This window comes from Blochmannia endosymbiont of Camponotus sp., from assembly GCF_023586085.1.
Taxonomy (GTDB): domain Bacteria; phylum Pseudomonadota; class Gammaproteobacteria; order Enterobacterales; family Enterobacteriaceae; genus Blochmanniella.
This window is the reverse complement of the sequence record NZ_CP097757.1, coordinates 455,354-474,730: the sequence shown is the minus strand read 5'-3', so window position 1 is coordinate 474,730 and position 19,377 is coordinate 455,354. Positions and strand designations below refer to the sequence as shown.

Sequence of the window (19,377 nt, the reverse complement as noted above, 5' to 3'; positions counted from 1 at the left end):
AAATATGGACATGAAATTTTTATAGAGTTAATTTATTTTGTATAAGTGTTGTTATTTATAAAAATAAAATATTTATAAAATTCTGTATAAATTCTTAGGCCAAATTTTTATATCTGGTTTGTATTAGAGTGTTTTTGATTATTTATCATAATATATCAGACGGTATTTGTATTGAGTTTATTTTTTAATTTATAAAATATTCTTTTATAAAAATGCAGATTGATTACAGAATGTGCTAGTTACCTGTAATATAAACTTAATATCGTAAAAATATATATGGCTCAAAATTTAATTTTTTCTAAAAGTATATTACTTTGGTATCAAAAGTATAGAACGCAAGATTTGCCATGGCAATTGAATAAAACAATGTATAAAACATGGTTATCTGAAATTATGTTGCAACAAACACAAGTAAAAACTGTAATTTTCTATTATGAACGATTTATTGCAAGATTTCCAACAATTATACAATTGGCAGAAGCAGGATTAGATGAAGTATTATTTTTATGGAGTGGATTAGGTTATTATGCGCGGGCTAGAAATTTGCATAAAACAGCCAGAATTATTGTTCAGGATTATTGTGGTAATTTTCCAAAAGATTTCAATGTACTTATTTCTTTTCCTGGCATCGGAAGATCTACTGCAGGAGCTATATTGTCATTAACATTAGATCAACGTCACCCTATTCTCGATGGTAACATAAAACGAATCTTAACAAGATATTATGCTGTTGATTATTATTTGTTAGGAAATAAATCTAAAATAAATAATAAACTGTGGTTATTGAGTGAACAATTACTTCCTGATACAGGAACGGGAGTTTTTAATCAAGCTATGATGGATCTGGGAAGATTGATATGTACTAATACATGCCCAGTCTGCAAAGACTGCCCTCTTCAAGAAAATTGTCAAGCTTTTTTAACTCATAGAGTGAATCAATATCCTAGAAAGGAACCATCTAAAAAGTTGTTAAAAAAAACTATTTGGTTTTTATTGTTGTTATTGCAACGTCATAAAGTAAAAATGATATGGCTTGAAAAAAGATTATATCAGACGATTTGGGGAGGATTATTTTGTTTTCCTGAGTTTTCTAGTTTTAATATGTTGAATGTATGGTTATTAAATTATAATTTAAATAATGATCAATATATAGACTTATCTATTTTAAGACATAAATTAAGTAATGTTGATTTGGAAATTAGACCTGTATTACTTAGTATAAATAAAAAGATAAATTGCAAGCAAGATGGAATCTGGTATGATTTGACGGATCCTCCAATTATTGGATTACCTAGACCAATTTCTATGATATTACAGAGACTATAGTTATAATTATAACAAAAAATATTGAAGAAAATTTAAATTAAAAGAATAATTACTGTAACAAAAAATTTATAATAATGCCTAAAATAATTTATTGTGTTTTTTTAAAAAAATATGCTGAGGGATTAGATGCTCCGTGTTATCCAGGATCGTTAGGAAAATATATCTATGAGCATATTTCTAAAGGTGCGTGGATGAAATGGAAAAATAAACAAATTGTTTTAATTAATGAAAATAAATTGAATATGATGAATATTTCAGATCGTACAACACTTGAAAGAGAAATGAAGATTTTTTTGTTCGGAAAAGATTTTTAGATATAAAAATTATTAATTGAATTAATAATTGAGTAATTTTTCTTGATCGTACTTTTAAATAATAGCACACCAATCAAACTAAAAATCCAAATGAATATGTATATTCATTTGGATTTTTAGTTTGATTGGTGTGCTATTACAATAATAAAAAACAATTTATTGTTTTAATTCCCCAATGTATTGTATTTCGTTTATCTAAATAAGTATCTATTTAAGATTAGTGAATTCATGTTTATTGTAGATTAATAGTGGTTTTGACTCTCCAAACACTACTGATTCGTCAATTATAACTTTATCTATATTATCTTGAGAAGGTAATTCATACATTACGTTTAGTAATATATCTTCTAAAATAGCTCTAAGTCCACGAGCACCAATTTTTCTTTTCATAGCATTTTTAGCAATAGCAGTTAATGATGTTTCTGAAAATTCCAATTTTATTCCATCTATACGGAATAATATTTCGTACTGTTTAATTAAGGCATTTTTTGGTTCTTTTAATATTTTTATTAATTCTTTTTCTTTTAGTTCATCTAAAGCAGAAATTATTGGGAGTCTTCCAACGAATTCTGGGATTAAACCAAATTTAATTAAATCTTCTGGTTCAATTTGTTTTAATAACGAATATTCAGTATTTTTGGATGTGTTGTTACTTTCTGAGATTTGAAAACCAATTGTACGTTTGTTGGTGGTGCGTTTCTGAACAATTTGATGTAAACCAAAAAAAGCACCTCCACAAATAAAAAGAATATTGGTAGTATCCACTTGTATGAATTCTTGCTGCGGATGTTTACGACCTCCTTGCGGTGGTACTGCAGCTATAGTTCCTTCGATTAGTTTTAATAAAGCTTGTTGTACTCCTTCCCCAGAGACATCTCGGGTAATAGAAGGGTTTTCTGATTTTCTAGAGATTTTATCTATCTCGTCTATATAAATAATACCTTGTTGTGCTTTATTTACATCATAATTACATCGTTGTAGTAATTTTTGTACAACGTTTTCTACATCTTCACCTACATACCCTGCTTCTGTTAGAGTAGTAGCATCTGATATAGCAAAAGGCACATTAAGAAAACTAGCTAATGTTTCTGCTAATAATGTTTTTCCACTTCCTGTAGGACCGATTAATAAAATATTACTTTTAAATAATTTTGTACTATTATCACGCGCATATATATCTGCATTACGCAAACGTTTATAATGATTATATACTGCTACTGCGAGTACTTTTTTAGTATGTTCTTGCCCAATTACATAATCATCTAAATGATTTTTAATTTCATAGGGTGTTGGAAATTTAATTAAATTTTCGTTGATTACTTTATCTTTAAATTCTTGATTAATTATATCTTTACATAAACCAATGCATGTATCACAAATATGTGCTGATACTCCCGCAATTAATTTTAATACTTGATTTTGATCTTTTCCACAAAATGAACAATATAATGTATTTTTTGAATGATTTTGATGATTATCGTTCACAGCTTAATGTCCTTACTTTTGATTTTTAATCAATGAAAATGAACTAAAAATCTATTTGAAAATAGAAAATAAATTCAGATATAAATTATGTTTACAGATAATGATAATAATAAAATATAAAGTAAGTAATGATACGAATTTATGTTCGTTGGGGTAATACACAATCTACTAATCCATATTTCACAGCTTCATCAGCAGATAAAAAGCAATCTCGTTCTGTATCTTTGCTGATTGTATCAACAGATTGTCCTGTATGTTTTGCCATTAGCTCATTTATATTATTTTTAATCTTTAATATTTCTTTAGTATGAATAGCAATATCGGTAGCTTGGCCTTGAAAACATCCTAATGGTTGATGAATCATCATTCGAGCGTTCGGTAAACAAAATCGTTTGCCTTTAGTACCGGAAGCTAATAGAAAAGCACTCATAGAAGCAGCTTGCCCCATACAAAATGTGCTAACGTCAGGTTTTACAAATTGTATGGTATCATATATTGACATTCCTGCAGTTATTAATCCTCCTGGAGAATTAATATATAAATGGATGTCTTTTTTTGAGTTTTCTGATTCTAAAAACATTATCTGTGCAACGATCAAATTAGCTACATTGTCTTCTATTGTCCCTGTCATAAAAATAATTCTTTCTTTTAGTAATAAAGAAAATATATCATATACACGATCTCCTCGGATAGTTTGTTCTATTACTGTTGGTACTATTACCATATTCCGACAACAATAAGGTGTTTTAAAATTATTTGAATATTTCCATGGCATGCACTGTATCCTCCTTTATTAGATATCTGTTAAATAAAAATATTATTTAAACCTGATATAATACAATTTGTAGAAAATTTCAAATTAAATTTTAATGATCATGTTTTTGTTAACTAAAATAGTTATGATATAATCCTGAGCCACTTACTATCTGTTAGATAGTTAATCATTATAATAGAACAGTTTATATATATGCTATTTCGTTTTTTATTACAGTACATATAATAAAATTATTATCATATTCTGTGAATTTTTATTATATTGTGTAATCATAATGTATAAATTTATTGCATGCAGTATCTTTTTTTAGATTTTGATTAATTAAGAATAAAAATCAATTGTTCTTTGTGTTAAAAACAGATAGTAAATATATTTCATGACTGTAATATTGGTTTTAAACGATTTGGTTTGTACGACAAATCAAATTTATTTAATTTAAGAATTACCAATTCTTAAATTAAAAGGATAATTAATATCAATGTTTTAATAATTTCATTAAATAATAATATAGTTTTATACAATATTTATCTCTGGTTTTAAAATTAAATTGTGTTAAAAAGTGTAGAGTGATTTTGTCGCGAATGTTTATTAATACTATGTTTTTTATTAATTTGTTATTTTAAATGATTAAACGTATTTGTTATTAATATAGCAGGTAATTTAATAGCATTAAATTGCTATACTGTTTTTTGTTTTGATATTGTATTTATATAGTTATTTTTTAAATGATATTTAATATATTTACAATTTTTATATGTAAATATATATATATTGTTGTCTAGATTAGAATATTTTAATATTATTTTCATATAACTCTAAAAATTTAGAATTTTTATTCTTTGAAAGAATAAGGAGGGCTATGTATTTTTCTTTAGATTTTATTAATAATATTCATGTGGAAAAATCAATATTTATATTAAGAAATAGTATTGTATACTATAATGAAAAATTATTTAGTTATGTGTTGATAAAGATTTGATTATTTTTATCATTGTGTTGAAAATGTATGGTGTGTTTTATATTTTTTAAAATTATATTGATCTTATTTTTAAGATTTTTACTATTAATATTTTTTGATTTTAACGTTGCTTGATTTTTAATTTTATATGTAGCTGTACTTATATTACTTGTTTTAAATAATAAAATAAACGGAATTATAATTTTCTGATTTTAGTATTATTTTTTAGCAAATAATTATTTTATAATTTTTTAAAAATAAATAAGAATTTTTAACGTGAAACTTATGAAGATACATCTTTTAGAAAGATACATTAAATCTAGCGTGGTATGTTACGTGGATAATATTTAAATTACAAGTGACAGTATAGTATATTTTTGCAAACCTTTAATATTTTTTAATAATTACGTATATATCTAATTTATTTTTTATTAATTTTATAGGTGGAACATAATAAGGAAAATATAAAATCATATAAAGTTATAAACGTTTTTAAAAATCTATAATGTAATTATAATTTAATTAATTAATTTAAATTATACAGAGTGGTAGTATTAAAATTAATTATATCTATAAATCTAAATATTTAAATGACTAATTTTAAGCGATTGAATATTTAATTTTTATTTTTTTATATTATAGAATGAAATTAGCTTCGAGTATAAATATGTATAATTATAATCTAATGTTTATTAGGAAGTTACAAATATAGAAGTATTTTAGGTATATATTAAATTTGTTTACATTAATAAAGACTTGCGGTAAGATGAGCAATTTAAAAATTGAATATATTTGATTGTATTAAAATTTGTTGTATGAAATTTAGTGTATATAATATAAAAAAATATGTGTTTTATTGTTTATTGTGTAGTTTAGTAGCAATATTGAGTGGGTGTAATGATTTAGTATTATTATATCCTAAGGGGCAAATTGGAATAGAAGAACGTTCATTAATATTGACTGCGTTCGGATTAATGCTCACCATAGTAGTCCCCGTGATTGTAATGACAATTTTTTTTACCGTAAAATATAGAGCATCTAATATTAAAAACATACAATATGATCCTAATTGGGCAAATTCTAGAAAAATAGAATTTGTGATTTGGTTTGTGCCAATTTTAATTATTATTTTTCTAGGAGTCCTAACTTGGAAATCTACTCATAAATTAGATCCCAAAAAGCCTATTGTATCTTATCCTGTGCAACCAATAGTTATTGATGTTATATCATTAGATTGGAAATGGCTTTTTATTTATCCGAAACAAAATGTAGCAGTTATTAATGAGCTTGTTTTTCCAAAATGTATACCTATAAAGTTTAATGTTACTTCTAATTCGGTTATGAATTCTTTTTTTGTTCCTCAATTAGGAGGACAAATTTATGCTATGGCTGGAATGCATACTGAATTAAATTTAATAGCTAACGAAGTAGGATGCTATAAAGGCGTTTCATCAAATTTTAGTGGACAAGGATTTTCTAGCATGAAATTTACTGTCTTTGTTACAAAAACTGAAAAAGAATTTGAGCAATGGATACAAAAAGTTCAAAAATCATCTTATCACATTAATAATATGTCAATTTATGAAGAGTTAGCTAAGCCTAGTGAACATCATCCAATCATTTATTTTTCTAATGTACACTCTAACTTGTTTTATAATGTGATTAATAAATTTAAACATCAAAAGCAAGAACATTTTTAGTATTTAATTTTTAATTTTTCATATAAAAATGATGTATTTTCAGTGAAATTATAAATATATAAGGATAATGAAGTAATGTTTGGAAAATTAACAATACACTCTATTCCATATAACGATCCAATTATTATGTCGACAATTGTCATTGTTCTTTTTATTGGAATGATACTTACTGGTATTATTTCATATTATAATAAGTGGCAATATATTTGGGATGAATGGATTACTTCTGTAGATCATAAAAAAATTGGAATAATGTATATTGTAGTTGCATGTGTTATGTTTTTACGTGGTTTTGCTGATGCGATTATGATGAGAGCACAACAAGCTTTGTCTTCTTCTGGGTTGTATGAATTTCTTTCAGTTCATCACTATAACCAAGTAATTACTGCTCATGGTGTGATCATGATTATATTCATGGCTACTCCTTTTGTAATAGGGTTAATGAACTTGATAGTTCCGTTACAAATTGGAGCACGAGATGTTGCTTTTCCTTTCTTGAATTCTTTAAGTTTCTGGTTGTTTATGGTGGGTGTAATTTTAATAAATCTTTCTTTAGGAATAGGGGAATTTGCGCAAACAGGATGGGCAGGTTATCCACCATTATCAAGTAAAGAGTACAGTCCTGGTGTTGGTGTTGATTATTGGATATGGAGTATACAGATTTCAGGAATAGGAACTACTTTAACTGGTATAAATTTTTTTACTACAATCTTATACATGAGAGCTCCAGGTTTATCAATGATGAAGATGCCAGTATTTACTTGGACTGCATTATGTACAAATACGTTAATCATTACGGCTTTTCCAATTTTAACTGTTACTATTGCATTATTGACGTTAGATCGTTATTTAGGAACCCATTTTTTTACTAACGATTTGGGTGGAAATATGATGATGTATATTAATTTATTTTGGGCTTGGGGGCACCCAGAAGTATATATTTTAGTTTTACCTGTGTTTGGTGTGTTTTCAGAAGTTGTGTCTACTTTTTCACAAAAGAAATTGTTTGGATATACTTCGTTAGTATGGGCTACTATTGCTATTACTGTATTATCTTTTTGTGTATGGTTGCATCATTTTTTTACCATGGGGGCAGGTGCTAATGTTAACGCATTTTTTGGTATTATGACCATGGTAATTGCCATTCCTACTGGTGTAAAAATTTTTAATTGGTTATTTACTATGTATCGAGGGAAAATTATTTTTACTTCTCCGATGTTATGGACTATTGGATTTATTATTACATTTTCTATAGGAGGAATGACTGGGGTATTATTGGCTGTACCTGGGGCTGATTTTGTATTACACAATAGTTTATTTTTAATTGCTCATTTTCATAATGTTATCATTGGGGGTGTGTTATTTGGTTGTTTTGCTGGCGCTACTTATTGGTTTCCTAAAGCTTTTGGATATATTTTAAATGAAAAATGGGGAAAGAGAGCTTTTTGGTTTTGGATTATTGGATTTTATATAGCATTTATGCCGTTATATATTTTAGGATTTATGGGCATGACTCGCCGATTAAGTCAGCAAATTGATCCAATATTTTCATCAATGTTAGTAACAGCATCAATAGGTACTATATTAATTGGGTTAGGTATTATATGTCAATGTATCCAAGTAACAGTTAGTATTTTAAATCGTGATAAGTGCAAAGATTTAAATGGAAATCCATGGAATGGATCTACTTTAGAGTGGTCTGTCCTTTCTCCTCCCCCATTTTATAATTTTGCAATTATTCCCATCATAAATGATGATCGTGATGTTTTTTGGTATGTAAAAAATAATAAAAAGGTCAATTTTTGCTCTGATCAATATGCATCAATACACATGCCTAAAAATACTCATTCTGGAGTTTTAATATCTTTTTTAAGCTTATTATTTGGATTTGGTATGATTTGGTATATATGGTGGTTAGTTATTTTTAGTATATTTGGAATTGTTGCAACTTGGATTATTCATACATTTAATGATAATACAGAATATACTGTATCAGTAGATAAAATTAAAGAAGTTGAATATATTAATAATGCATAAACACAATAATTTAAATAAAAAAACAATATTTGGTTTTTGGTTGTATATAATGAGTGATTGTGTTTTATTTGCAAGCTTGTTCGCAATGTACTCAGTGTTATGCAATGGTATAGAAAATTTTTCTTCAGGAAAAGAAATCTTTAAATTACCTCTTATATTTATAGAGACTTGTTGCTTGCTATTAAGCAGTTTTACTTACGGTAAGGTCATGATATATGCAGAGAAATTATATGTGAAAAAAGTAAATATTTGGATGGGAATGACTTTTTTATTAGGTTTGTTTTTTATTGGAATGGAAACCTATGAATTTTTTAATTTAATTCAATCGGGATACAATCCACGTCAAAATGCATTTTTTTCTTCTTTTTTTACTTTGGTAGGAACCCATGGGCTACATGTAATGGCGGGGCTTATTTGGATTGTAGTAATGATTTTACATGTTACATATCAGGGGTTAACTAAAATTAACTACATACGATTGCAATGCTTAAGCTTATTTTGGCATTTTCTTGACATTATATGGATATGCGTATTTACTGAAGTATATTTGATAGGAGCATTGTAATTTATGAAAAATGGTTATACACATAATTCATATTTGATTGGATTTGTATTATCTATAATTTTGACAATCATTCCATTTTTTATGGTTACATATAATATAACTAACAAACAGATATTGATGTATATTATTATATCGTGTGCAGTAATTCAGATTTTTGTTCATTTAATTTTCTTTTTACATTTGGGAACCAAATCTCATCAAGTATGGAATTTGATATCTTTAATATTTACGGTATTTATTGTTTTTATTCTTGTATTTGGAAGTATATGGATTATGACACATTTGCATCATAATTTGATGGTTTGAATAATAAGACAGCTTTATGGTATGAATAAACATTATTTACATTTAATAAAACCGGGGATTGTTATAGGAAATTTAATGTCGGCTATAGGAGGATTTTTAATAGCATCACGAGGCCATATACATTATCTTTTATTTATTGAAATGATTATAGGGATGTCATTAGTTATAGCTGCTAGTTGTTTATTAAATAACATTATTGATCGAGATATTGATTCGGTTATGGAAAGAACTAGAAATAGAGTGTTAGCACAACATAGTAGATTGTTTTTAAATAAAAGTATATTGTATGCTTTAATTTTAAGTGTATTTGGTTTTTTATGTTTGATTTATACAAAAAATTTTTTAATAGTATATTTAGCGGCAATAGGTTTATTCACATATGTTGGAATATATAGCTTGTGGATGAAACGTAAATCTATTTATAGCATAATAGTTGGGAGTATTTCAGGAGCAATGCCGCCAGTGATTGGATATTGCGCTGTTACAAATCGATTTGATATAGGAGCCTTGATATTATTAATGATTTTTAGTTTGTGGCAAATCCCACATTCTTATTCTATTGCTATTTTACGATTACATGACTATAAGGCAGCCCGAATCCCAACTTTTCCTATTAAAAAGGGGATTAAGTCAACTAAGAATCATATGATTGTATATATTATTGGATTTATTATAGCAACTATATTATTTACTGTAATGGGATATACTAGTTATATATTTTTAATAATAATTAGCATAATGAATTTATGGTGGTTATATATAGGATCATATGGGTATAAAATAATTAATAATGATAGTTTATGGGCAAGGAGAATGTTTCAATTGTCTATTATTATTGTAGTATCCTTAAATTTGTTTTTATCTTTAGATCCTATTTTATTTCACATATAAATGATTTATTATTATATATTTATATTTTTATGTATGAAATTCATATTTTTTAGTAAAATTAATTACAGATATGTTTTGGAGTATAACTTTAAAAAATAGTTTAATGTTGTGAAAATTTGTAAATTTTTATTTTAATGTCTATACGTATAGATATTAAAAAACTACTATACTGATTTGTATTCAGAATATTTATGTATTTTGCATTGTAATGACTAATCAAGAACTGCATACTATACTAGGATTGGGAATAATATTTGCTCTTCGTATGTCAGGTGTGTTTATGGTTTTACCCGTCCTAACTATTCACGTTCCTGCTCTTACAGGAGCAAATGGGCATTTAATGGGTGTGGCGATTGGAATATATGGATTAATGCAAATAATATTTCAATTACCATTTGGATTAATGTCTGACAAAATTGGACGGAAGCCTGTTATTATTGGGGGTTTGGTGTTGTTTGCTCTTGGTAGCGAGATTGCGGCTGCTACTAATAATATTTGGGGGCTGATTATTGGACGCGCACTACAGGGATCAGGAGCTATAAGCAGTTCACTTATGGCATTGTTATTAGAAACGGTTCAAGAACAACATCATATAAAAGCCATGGCTTCAGTCGGAATAAGTTTTGGTATCACTTTTGCTACTTCTATGATTTTTGGTCCAATTATTGCGGATATCTTTGGGTTACATGGGTTATTTCATATTGTTACTATATTAGCTATATTAGCTATAATATTTACCTATATTGTAATCACACCAATTTCTTTTTATCCAATAAAAAATAATGAAAATTTATTTGTTATGTTTAATGAAATTAAAAAAATATTCGCTCATTCTCAATTAATAAAACTAAATTTTAGTATATTTTGTGTACATACTATTCTAATCCTAAATTTTATCGCTTTGCCTAAAGCGATAATAAATTTAGGATTCCCACTTGGAGCGCATTGGAAAATTTATAGTATTATCATGATAATGTCTGCACTAACAGTGTTAGCATGTGTCATATGTTTTGAGGGTAAAAATTATACAGGGAAAGCATTAATTGTTTGTATGAATATTTTATTTTTATCTGAGTTAATTATGTTGACGAGTATGTGTCATTATCGAATGTTTTTGTTTGGTATGCAGTTATTTTTTGTAGCATTTAATTTAATTGAAGCAATATTGCCTACTTTAATCAGTAAAGAATCTCCAAAAAAATATAAAGGAACTACTATTAGTATTTATTCTGTTGGGCAATTTTTAGGTGTAGGATTCGGAGGAATTTTAGGCGGATTTTTATTAGAAATAAAAGGAATATGGTTAGTATTATTTTCTGCATTAATCATATCAACTTTGTGTATTATTATGAGTTATATGTTACGATAATTTATAATTTAATAATATTTCAAAAATTGCAATTAAAACTTTAATAATATTAAATACTTGAAATAAAAACTTAGTTGTTCTTTCATAAAAGAAGGAGATCAATAATTTCTTTATAAATACATAAACTATAAAATATAGTTATGTAGTATATGTTGCACTTTTAATAAATTAACGAGATAATGGAGGTCGGTAAATCTTTATATTACGAAATCCTTGTTCGTATAGATACATAGCCTGTAATCTACTCATTGTGCCATGATCACAATATAGTGCATACACTTTATTTGGATCTAATTTAGAAAATTGATCGATTAATTTGTAAAAAGGTATTTTTTTTATTTTTATATTAGTTAAATAAAGAGGATTATTCCTTTGTTCAGTTTCTGTACGTATATCTAATATTATATCGTTGTCATTTAATATTTTTTTAGTTTCCACTTCAAATAAATGTTGATTGATTATTTGATCAGGAATATTTTGCACATCTATTATACAAGATTGAGATATTGCTCGGTCTAATATAGTGAAATCAAAATTATTTTCTTCAAGTTCGATGCATTTTTTTGTGGTTTTTGCGGCTGATTTTTGAGATATTGTGCCACAATATTCTGGAACAGATTTTGAAAATTTTTCTGTTCCTATATTTCGAGCTAAATTAATAATTTTTTCTTTGTCATAAGAAATTAAAGGGCGAAATATTATATGATTAGATACACTGTCAATAAGCGCTAGATTAGTCAAGGTTTGACTAGATACTTGTCCTAGTACTTCTCCTGTCATTAATGCAGTTATTTTCCATCGATCAGCTACTAATGATGCAGAGCGTATCATCATACGCTTTAATACTATTCCTATTTGATTATCTTTTATTTTAGAAACAATTTCTTTAATGACTTCTGAAAAATCAATACAGATAAATTTTATTTTATGAGAACTACTAAATTTATTCCATAAATAATATATCACTTTAGAAACCTCGATAGTATGCATGGGTGTTCCTAAATTAAAAAAACAATAGTTAACCTTACATCCACGTCGGATTAACATATAACTAGCGACCGCTGAATCAAATCCTCCTGAAATTAATGATATTAGTTCTTGTTGTGTACCTATTGGTAATCCTCCTAATCCTTCAAAACGTTTGATAATTATAAAAAGCTGATTATTCTTAATTTCTAAATATACAATTTTTTCAGGTTTTATTAAATTAACTCTAGTATTATTTATGTTTTGACACAGTTTTTTTCCTAAATAATGTTCGACTTCTTGAGAAGTAAAATTATGTGTGCCATGACGTTTAACTCGTACGCAAAAGTTCTTTCCTGATAATTCAATATTACAGTTCAAATTAAGTATAACATTCTTATAAATATCCTCTAAAGAATTAAATATACTCTCTTCAACTAACAAAAAATGATGAATACCAGGAATATTCGTTAAAATAGTACATATTTTTTGATTGTTATTAGATATTATTTCAAGATAATCCCAATGACGTATAATTGATGTTGATTCTTTATTTTTTTTTAAAATAGTCTTAATGTTGATAACAAGAATTTTTATAAAAAATATCCGTACGGCACGACTTTTTATGGTAATTTCCGGTGAAAATTTAATGATTATTTTCATATTAATGTCTTGTAGTATTCTAAACGTACATGAGAATTAATACTCTATATTCAATCTATCATATTAAATAAATAATATTAATCATCTTAATATAATCTAGTTACTTCTTGTATGGACATAAGAAGTTTAATGCGTTATTTTATAGTTTATTATAGGATATATGCAAATGAGATTTAAATTTGTTAAAATAAACCGTAGTCATAATAACATATTAAATATTCTTATAGTATATAATTACATATATGTATGTAATTTAAGTAGGCATATATTAGTCAAAATTTTGGTTTGTGATATATTAAAATATTATACTTATGCTTGATTTTATTAATGAGTTGCGTGATAGCCATAAACAAGTAGATAATGCTATTAAACACTATCTGGTTATGTTTCTTAATCGGGACATCTCTCTTCTCACACAAGCAATACGTTATAGTGTGTTATTGGGCGGAAAGAGATTACGTCCTTTTTTAGTGTATCAAACAGGAAAATTATTTGGTATTAAATCGTCAAGACTTAATGCTCCAGCAGCAGCTATCGAATGTATACATGCTTATTCTTTAATTCATGATGATCTACCTGTTATGGATAATGATAAGCTACGCAGAGGATATCCGACATGTCATGTTAAGTTTGGTGAAGCTATTGCTATTTTAGCAGGTGATGCTCTACATACATTGGCTTTTACTATTCTTGCAGAAGCACATATGCCAACAATTGCAGATCAAGATCGTTTAAAAATGATTGCTACATTAGCTGCTGCCAGCGGTGCTAATGGAATGTGTTTGGGACAGTCTTTAGATTTAATTAATAAAAATAATAAAAATGTGTCAGCTACACAATTAGAAACTATATACCAATATAAAACAGGGTCATTAATTCGAGCGGCAGTTCGTATTGGAGCTTTATCGGCAGGAAATAAAAGTCATGATGCATTGGAATCTCTCGATCATTATGCTACAACCATAGGTTTAGCTTTTCAAATACGAGATGATATTATAGATACTTCGTCTCATGCATATAAGAACAAGAAAGGGGAGCAAGTACGAAGTATACGACAATCGAAACATGATCATACAAATACTTATTCAAAAGTATTGGGGTTAAATACGGCTCGCTCTAAAGCTGAAGAATTATATTATGAATCATTAACATCTTTAAAATGTATTGCTAAATTAGGTTATAACACCAGTACTTTATCTGCATTTTCACGTTATATTATTAAACGTAGCGATTAATTTTTTAAAATAATATATTAAAATTTAATATGAACTGCAGCTTAAATAAATACTCCGTATTAGGTTTAATTAATACTCCAAAGGAATTACGACGTTTATCTGAAGATAATTTAATGAAATTGTGTAATGAATTACGTCAATTTCTTTTAACTAGTGTTAGTAGATCTAGTGGACATTTTGCGTCTGGATTGGGAGCTATAGAACTTACTGTAGCATTACATTATATATATAATACCCCATTTGATTATTTAATTTGGGATGTTGGACATCAAGCGTATCCACATAAGATTCTAACAGGGCGTCGTGAGCTTATTTTTAGTATTAGAAATCGAAATGGATTACATCCGTTTCCTTGTCGTGATGAAAGCGAATATGATGTATTATCGGTAGGACATTCTTCTACTTCTATTAGCGCGGGACTAGGATTAGCAATTGCTGCAGAACGAGAAATGTTAGGACGTCGTACAGTATGTGTTATAGGAGATGGAGCAATAACTGCTGGTATGGCTTTTGAAGCAATGAATCATGCTGGATCTATCAAGTCTGATTTATTAGTTATATTAAATGATAATGAAATGTCTATTTCAAAAAACGTGGGAGCGTTAAATAATCATTATGCTCATATTTTTTCAAAAAAAATATATTCCGATTTAAAATCAGATAATAATAAAATATTATCTGATGGTTTTGTGGCTAAAAAATTAATTGAATGTATGGATAATAAAATCAAGAATTTTAGTACGTCGAGTTCATTATTCTCACAACTTGGTTTCAATTATATTGGGCCTATCAACGGGCAGAATGTATTAGAATTAGTACATACTTTAAGAAACATACGTAATATGAAGGGACCTCAATTTTTACATGTTATTACTAAAAAGGGTTTTGGATATAAACCTGCAGAAAAAGATCCTATCAAATGGCACGCAGTGCCAAAGTTTGATCTTAAAATCGGATCGTTACCTATAGAAAATACTAAAAGTATAACTTATTCTGAAATTTTTGGTGATTGGTTATGCCAAGTTGCAGCTCACGATAATAAAGTTATAGGGATTACGCCTGCTATGCGAGAAGGTTCTGGAATGAATATGTTTTCTAAGAAATATCCAAAACAGTATTTTGATGTTGCGATTGCTGAGCAACATGCTGTAACATTTGCTGCTGGATTAGCTATAGCAGGATATAAACCAGTTGTTGCTATTTATTCAACATTTTTGCAACGCGCATATGATCAAGTAATCCATGATGTGGCCATTCAAAGTCTACCTGTTTTATTTGCTGTCGACCGAGGAGGTATTGTTGGAGCAGACGGACAAACTCACCAAGGTGCTTTTGATTTATCGTATTTACGTTGTATTCCAAATATGATAATCATGGCACCAAGTGATGCGTGTGAATGTAAACTAATGTTATACACAGGATATCGCTATCAATATGGGCCTAGTGTTGTGCGTTATCCTAAAGGATATGCTGTTCCCGGTGATTCTGATGTAAAAAAATTATATGCTCTTCCATTAAGTAAGGGTGTAATACGTCGTCAGGGAAATTATATTGCTATTCTTAATTTTGGCACTTTATTGCGGTCGGCTTATAATGTCGCATCTGAATTGGATGCAACATTAGTAGATATGAGATTTATTAAGCCATTAGATGAGATTTTGATAAAGACTCTTGCTAAAAATCATCAGTTTCTAATAACTTTAGAAGAAAATACAATAGTAGGTGGAGCGGGAAGTGGCGTCAACGAATTTATTATGCAGAATAAATTATTAGTTCCGGTTTTAAATATTGGTTTGCCTGATTTTTTTATTCCTCAGGGATCGCAATCAGAAATACTCTCTGAGCTTGGATTAGATAGTATGGGGATTTATAAAAAGATAATAACATGGATACATTAAATTATTATTAGTTATGATGTAATGTTGATATATTAAATAACAAATTAGTCTATAAAATTATCGAAATTCATTTTATAAAATATTTTAATTATATACTCTCATCAGAGATAAAATAATACCAACAGATATAATACTTGCTAATATATCATCAATAATAATTCCGAATCCACCTTTTATTGTATGATCACACCAAGAGATTGGCCAAGGTTTTGTAATATCTAATACTCTGAATAATAAAAATGCAATAATTGTCCATAACCAACTGTCTATAGGGATTATAGTTAATATAGTCCACATACCAATAAATTCATCCCAAACGATCGATTTATGATCATGAATGCCAATCGTTTTAGTAGCTTGATCACAAAAAAATATGCCAAACGCTATTCCTGTAATCAGGAACAAAAAATAAAATTTATATGGAAATAAATGTACCAATATCCACCATATTGGTATTGCTAATAAAGATGCTACGGTTCCTACAGGCATATAATTAATTGTTCCTAATCCGAACCCAGTAGCGAATAAATACCACATTTTATATAATTTCATATTAATTCTTTATTGTATTTAGAGAGGTATAAATAATAAAATAAATTATTACTTTATTAAAATTTAGTTTTTATTTTATGACCATTAATCATAAATCGATAGTACGATTATTTTTTATTAATACAAATCTGAGTAACTATTTTATCTAACACTCCATTAACAAACTTATGACTTTTTTCAGCTCCAAAAATTTTTACAAGCTCAATTGCTTCATTAATAGCAACTTTATATGGTATATCATTACATTTTATTAGCTCGAATAATGCAATACGCAGCACTACATGTTCAATATATCCTAGTTTTTCTAAATTTCGGGATAGATGTGGTATCATTAATTTATCTAACTCTTCAGCAAAGTGAATCACTCCAATATATAACTTATGAAAGTAAGAAATATTGAAGTTTTTAATATCTCGTTCTGTTATAATATAATTTTCTATTTCTTTAGCATTATTTTTAGATAATTGCCAAGAATATAATGCTTGTAACGCACATTCACGGGCACGTCTTCGGCTAATTGTTTTCACGTAATTCCTTTTATCAGATTACATATAGTAAAAACTATTTTTTAATTATCTGTAATATATTAATCATTTCTAAAACGGCTAAAGCAGCTTCTGACCCTTTATTATTGGATTTGACACCTGAACGTTCTATAGCTTGACTAATATTGTCTGTAGTAAGTAACCCAAATCCAATGGGCAATGTATTTTCAATTGAAATATTAGATAAACCAGAGCTGCATTCTTTTGCAATCAATTCAAAATGTAAAGTAATTCCTCGAATCACCGTTCCTAGAGCTATTATTCCATCATATTTGTCGCTAATAGCTAATGCCTTTGCAATTAGTGGTAATTCATAAGCTCCCGGAACCCATATTATAGTTATGTTTTCATCTTTTATGTGCCCGATTCTTTTTAAAATGTCTAAAGCGCCTTCAAGTAAATTATTATTAATGAAACGATTAAATCTAACTACAGCGATAGATATTTTTGCTGTATTTGCCGTAGTATCGCCTTCAATAATATTCATAACAATCCTTACTATTTATCTATTATATAAATTATATTATTTATATTTGCGTATAGACGTATTATAGCATAATATCAAAATAACTTATAAACATAATGTATTATATATTTTTTGGTATTAATCTTAAACGAAGATCTGGTCCAATATTTTTTATATCAATTAACTCAAAAGATTTAATATCATTAAGACACTTAATATTAGGCAATAAACATAAAGGTCGTGCATCAGATCCTAAAAATTTTATGGCTTGGTATAAAATAAGTTCATCTACTAATCCGACATTCAACAGTATTCCCGAAAAGGTAGCTCCTGCTTCTACCCAAACGTTATTAATTTCTCGATTTGCAAGATATCTCATTAGTTCTATGAGATTCACGCGACGGTGTCCACAATAATTAATTGATGGTAGTAATAGTTGTTCTACTGCTGGAGGCCAATTTCGATGATCTTTTTTTAATCGAACAAGTAAAACTTTTCCTTTGCGTCGTATAACATGATGTGTTGGAAGTACTCTATTTGAACTATCAATAATTACTCGTAATGGTTGTCTAATTTCATTATTTGCATAAATACATTTTATTTCATCTGAAAAACATGACCAGCGTACATTCAATTTTGGATTATCTGCTAAAACAGTACTAGCAGTAGAAAGAATAACATCACTTTCTGCACGAAAGTGTTGCACATCCTGGCGTGCTTGCGCAGATGTAATCCATTTACTTTCTCCAGAAGACATAGCCGTTCTACCATCTAAAGATGCGGCTAATTTTAATTTGACCCACGGTAATCCAGTGCGTATACGTTTGATAAATCCTCGATTTATCGATTCGGCTTCAGATAACATAAGACTATTAAGTTGTACTTTAATACCTGCTTGTTTTAATAAACGTAATCCTCTTCCTCTAACATAGCAATGAGGATCTAGCATAGCTACTACAACACGTTTAATTCCTGCATTAATTAATGCAGAAGTACAGGGAGGAGTACGTCCATAATGGCTACATGGTTCTAAAGTAACATAGGCAGTTGCTCCTTTTGATAAATTTCCAGCAACACGCAATGCATGTATTTCAGCGTGTGCTTCTCCAGCCCGTATATGATATCCTTCTCCTACAATTTTGTTATCACGAACAATAACACATCCTACATTAGGATTAGGCATTGTAGTGAATCGTCCTTTCCATGCTAATTGTAATGCGCGTGTTAAATATGTTTTGTCATGTAGCATGATATGGATCAATTATAGTATCCTGAGATTGTAAAACTAAATGTAATTTTTATATGAGTTGGTTATATCAATAACAA

General features: G+C 27.9%; 17 protein-coding genes. 10 read left to right on the top strand and 7 right to left on the bottom strand.

Going from position 1 to position 19,377, the window contains the following annotated elements:
- Positions 1–276: 276 nt before the first annotated feature.
- Together mutY and M9400_RS02035 are read left to right on the top strand one after the other, a co-directional pair.
- On the top strand, positions 277–1,326 hold the full coding sequence (gene mutY, locus M9400_RS02040) for an A/G-specific adenine glycosylase (RefSeq protein WP_250232200.1): 1,050 nt from the start codon (positions 277–279) through the stop codon (positions 1,324–1,326).
- Between the two features lie 74 nt (positions 1,327–1,400).
- Positions 1,401–1,640 carry an oxidative damage protection protein gene (locus tag M9400_RS02035; RefSeq protein WP_250232199.1) on the top strand — a complete coding sequence of 80 codons (240 nt, stop codon included), beginning with the start codon at positions 1,401–1,403 and terminating at the stop codon, positions 1,638–1,640.
- 207 nt (positions 1,641–1,847) lie between these two features.
- Here the strand turns inward: M9400_RS02035 and clpX are convergent, their stop codons facing one another.
- On the bottom strand, positions 1,848–3,125 hold the full coding sequence (clpX, locus tag M9400_RS02030; protein ID WP_250232198.1) for an ATP-dependent Clp protease ATP-binding subunit ClpX: 1,278 nt from the start codon (positions 3,123–3,125) through the stop codon (positions 1,848–1,850).
- A 139-nt stretch (positions 3,126–3,264) separates the two neighbouring features.
- Positions 3,265–3,900, bottom strand: a complete 636-nt coding sequence (gene clpP, locus M9400_RS02025) for an ATP-dependent Clp endopeptidase proteolytic subunit ClpP (RefSeq protein ID WP_284307538.1) — start codon at positions 3,898–3,900, stop codon at positions 3,265–3,267.
- A 1,773-nt stretch (positions 3,901–5,673) separates the two neighbouring features.
- Here clpP and cyoA point away from each other — a divergent pair.
- From cyoA to M9400_RS01995, 6 genes are all read left to right on the top strand, one after another.
- Positions 5,674–6,558: a ubiquinol oxidase subunit II gene (gene cyoA, locus M9400_RS02020; RefSeq protein ID WP_250232197.1), complete on the top strand. Its 885-nt coding sequence runs from the start codon at positions 5,674–5,676 to the stop codon at positions 6,556–6,558.
- 75 nt (positions 6,559–6,633) lie between these two features.
- Positions 6,634–8,595 (top strand): cytochrome o ubiquinol oxidase subunit I, encoded by a 1,962-nt coding sequence (cyoB, locus tag M9400_RS02015; protein ID WP_250232196.1) that lies wholly within the window; start codon positions 6,634–6,636, stop codon positions 8,593–8,595.
- Entirely contained in the window at positions 8,588–9,160 is a 573-nt protein-coding gene (gene cyoC, locus M9400_RS02010) for a cytochrome o ubiquinol oxidase subunit III (RefSeq protein WP_284307535.1), read from the top strand. Before cyoB ends, cyoC begins: the two co-directional genes overlap by 8 nt.
- A 3-nt stretch (positions 9,161–9,163) precedes the next feature.
- On the top strand, positions 9,164–9,466 hold the full coding sequence (cyoD, locus tag M9400_RS02005) for a cytochrome o ubiquinol oxidase subunit IV (RefSeq protein WP_250232194.1): 303 nt from the start codon (positions 9,164–9,166) through the stop codon (positions 9,464–9,466).
- Positions 9,467–9,487: 21 nt separating this feature from the next.
- Positions 9,488–10,357 (top strand): heme o synthase, encoded by an 870-nt coding sequence (cyoE, locus tag M9400_RS02000; protein WP_250232193.1) that lies wholly within the window; start codon positions 9,488–9,490, stop codon positions 10,355–10,357.
- 208 nt (positions 10,358–10,565) lie between these two features.
- Entirely contained in the window at positions 10,566–11,726 is a 1,161-nt protein-coding gene (locus M9400_RS01995) for an MFS transporter (protein WP_250232192.1), read from the top strand.
- 168 nt (positions 11,727–11,894) lie between these two features.
- On the opposite strand, the gene thiI is transcribed toward M9400_RS01995, so the two are convergent.
- Entirely contained in the window at positions 11,895–13,355 is a 1,461-nt protein-coding gene (gene thiI / locus M9400_RS01990; protein ID WP_250232191.1) for a tRNA uracil 4-sulfurtransferase ThiI, read from the bottom strand.
- A 311-nt stretch (positions 13,356–13,666) separates the two neighbouring features.
- Here thiI and ispA point away from each other — a divergent pair, with 311 nt between their 5' ends.
- Complete coding sequence (gene ispA, locus M9400_RS01985; protein ID WP_420022267.1) at positions 13,667–14,590, top strand: (2E,6E)-farnesyl diphosphate synthase; 924 nt, start codon at positions 13,667–13,669, stop codon at positions 14,588–14,590.
- A gap of 29 nt (positions 14,591–14,619) precedes the next feature.
- Positions 14,620–16,488 carry a 1-deoxy-D-xylulose-5-phosphate synthase gene (gene dxs, locus M9400_RS01980; protein WP_250232190.1) on the top strand — a complete coding sequence of 623 codons (1,869 nt, stop codon included), beginning with the start codon at positions 14,620–14,622 and terminating at the stop codon, positions 16,486–16,488.
- 84 nt (positions 16,489–16,572) lie between these two features.
- Here the strand turns inward: dxs and M9400_RS01975 are convergent, their stop codons facing one another.
- From M9400_RS01975 to ribD, 4 genes are all read right to left on the bottom strand, one after another.
- Positions 16,573–17,025: a phosphatidylglycerophosphatase A family protein gene (locus tag M9400_RS01975; protein WP_250232189.1), complete on the bottom strand. Its 453-nt coding sequence runs from the start codon at positions 17,023–17,025 to the stop codon at positions 16,573–16,575.
- Positions 17,026–17,147: 122 nt separating this feature from the next.
- On the bottom strand, positions 17,148–17,567 hold the full coding sequence (nusB, locus tag M9400_RS01970; protein WP_250232186.1) for a transcription antitermination factor NusB: 420 nt from the start codon (positions 17,565–17,567) through the stop codon (positions 17,148–17,150).
- Between the two features lie 34 nt (positions 17,568–17,601).
- Positions 17,602–18,072, bottom strand: a complete 471-nt coding sequence (gene ribH / locus M9400_RS01965) for a 6,7-dimethyl-8-ribityllumazine synthase (RefSeq protein ID WP_250232185.1) — start codon at positions 18,070–18,072, stop codon at positions 17,602–17,604.
- A 100-nt stretch (positions 18,073–18,172) separates the two neighbouring features.
- Positions 18,173–19,300, bottom strand: coding sequence for a bifunctional diaminohydroxyphosphoribosylaminopyrimidine deaminase/5-amino-6-(5-phosphoribosylamino)uracil reductase RibD (ribD, locus tag M9400_RS01960; RefSeq protein ID WP_250232698.1), 1,128 nt, complete (start codon positions 19,298–19,300; stop codon positions 18,173–18,175).
- Between the last annotated feature and the right edge of the window lie 77 nt (positions 19,301–19,377).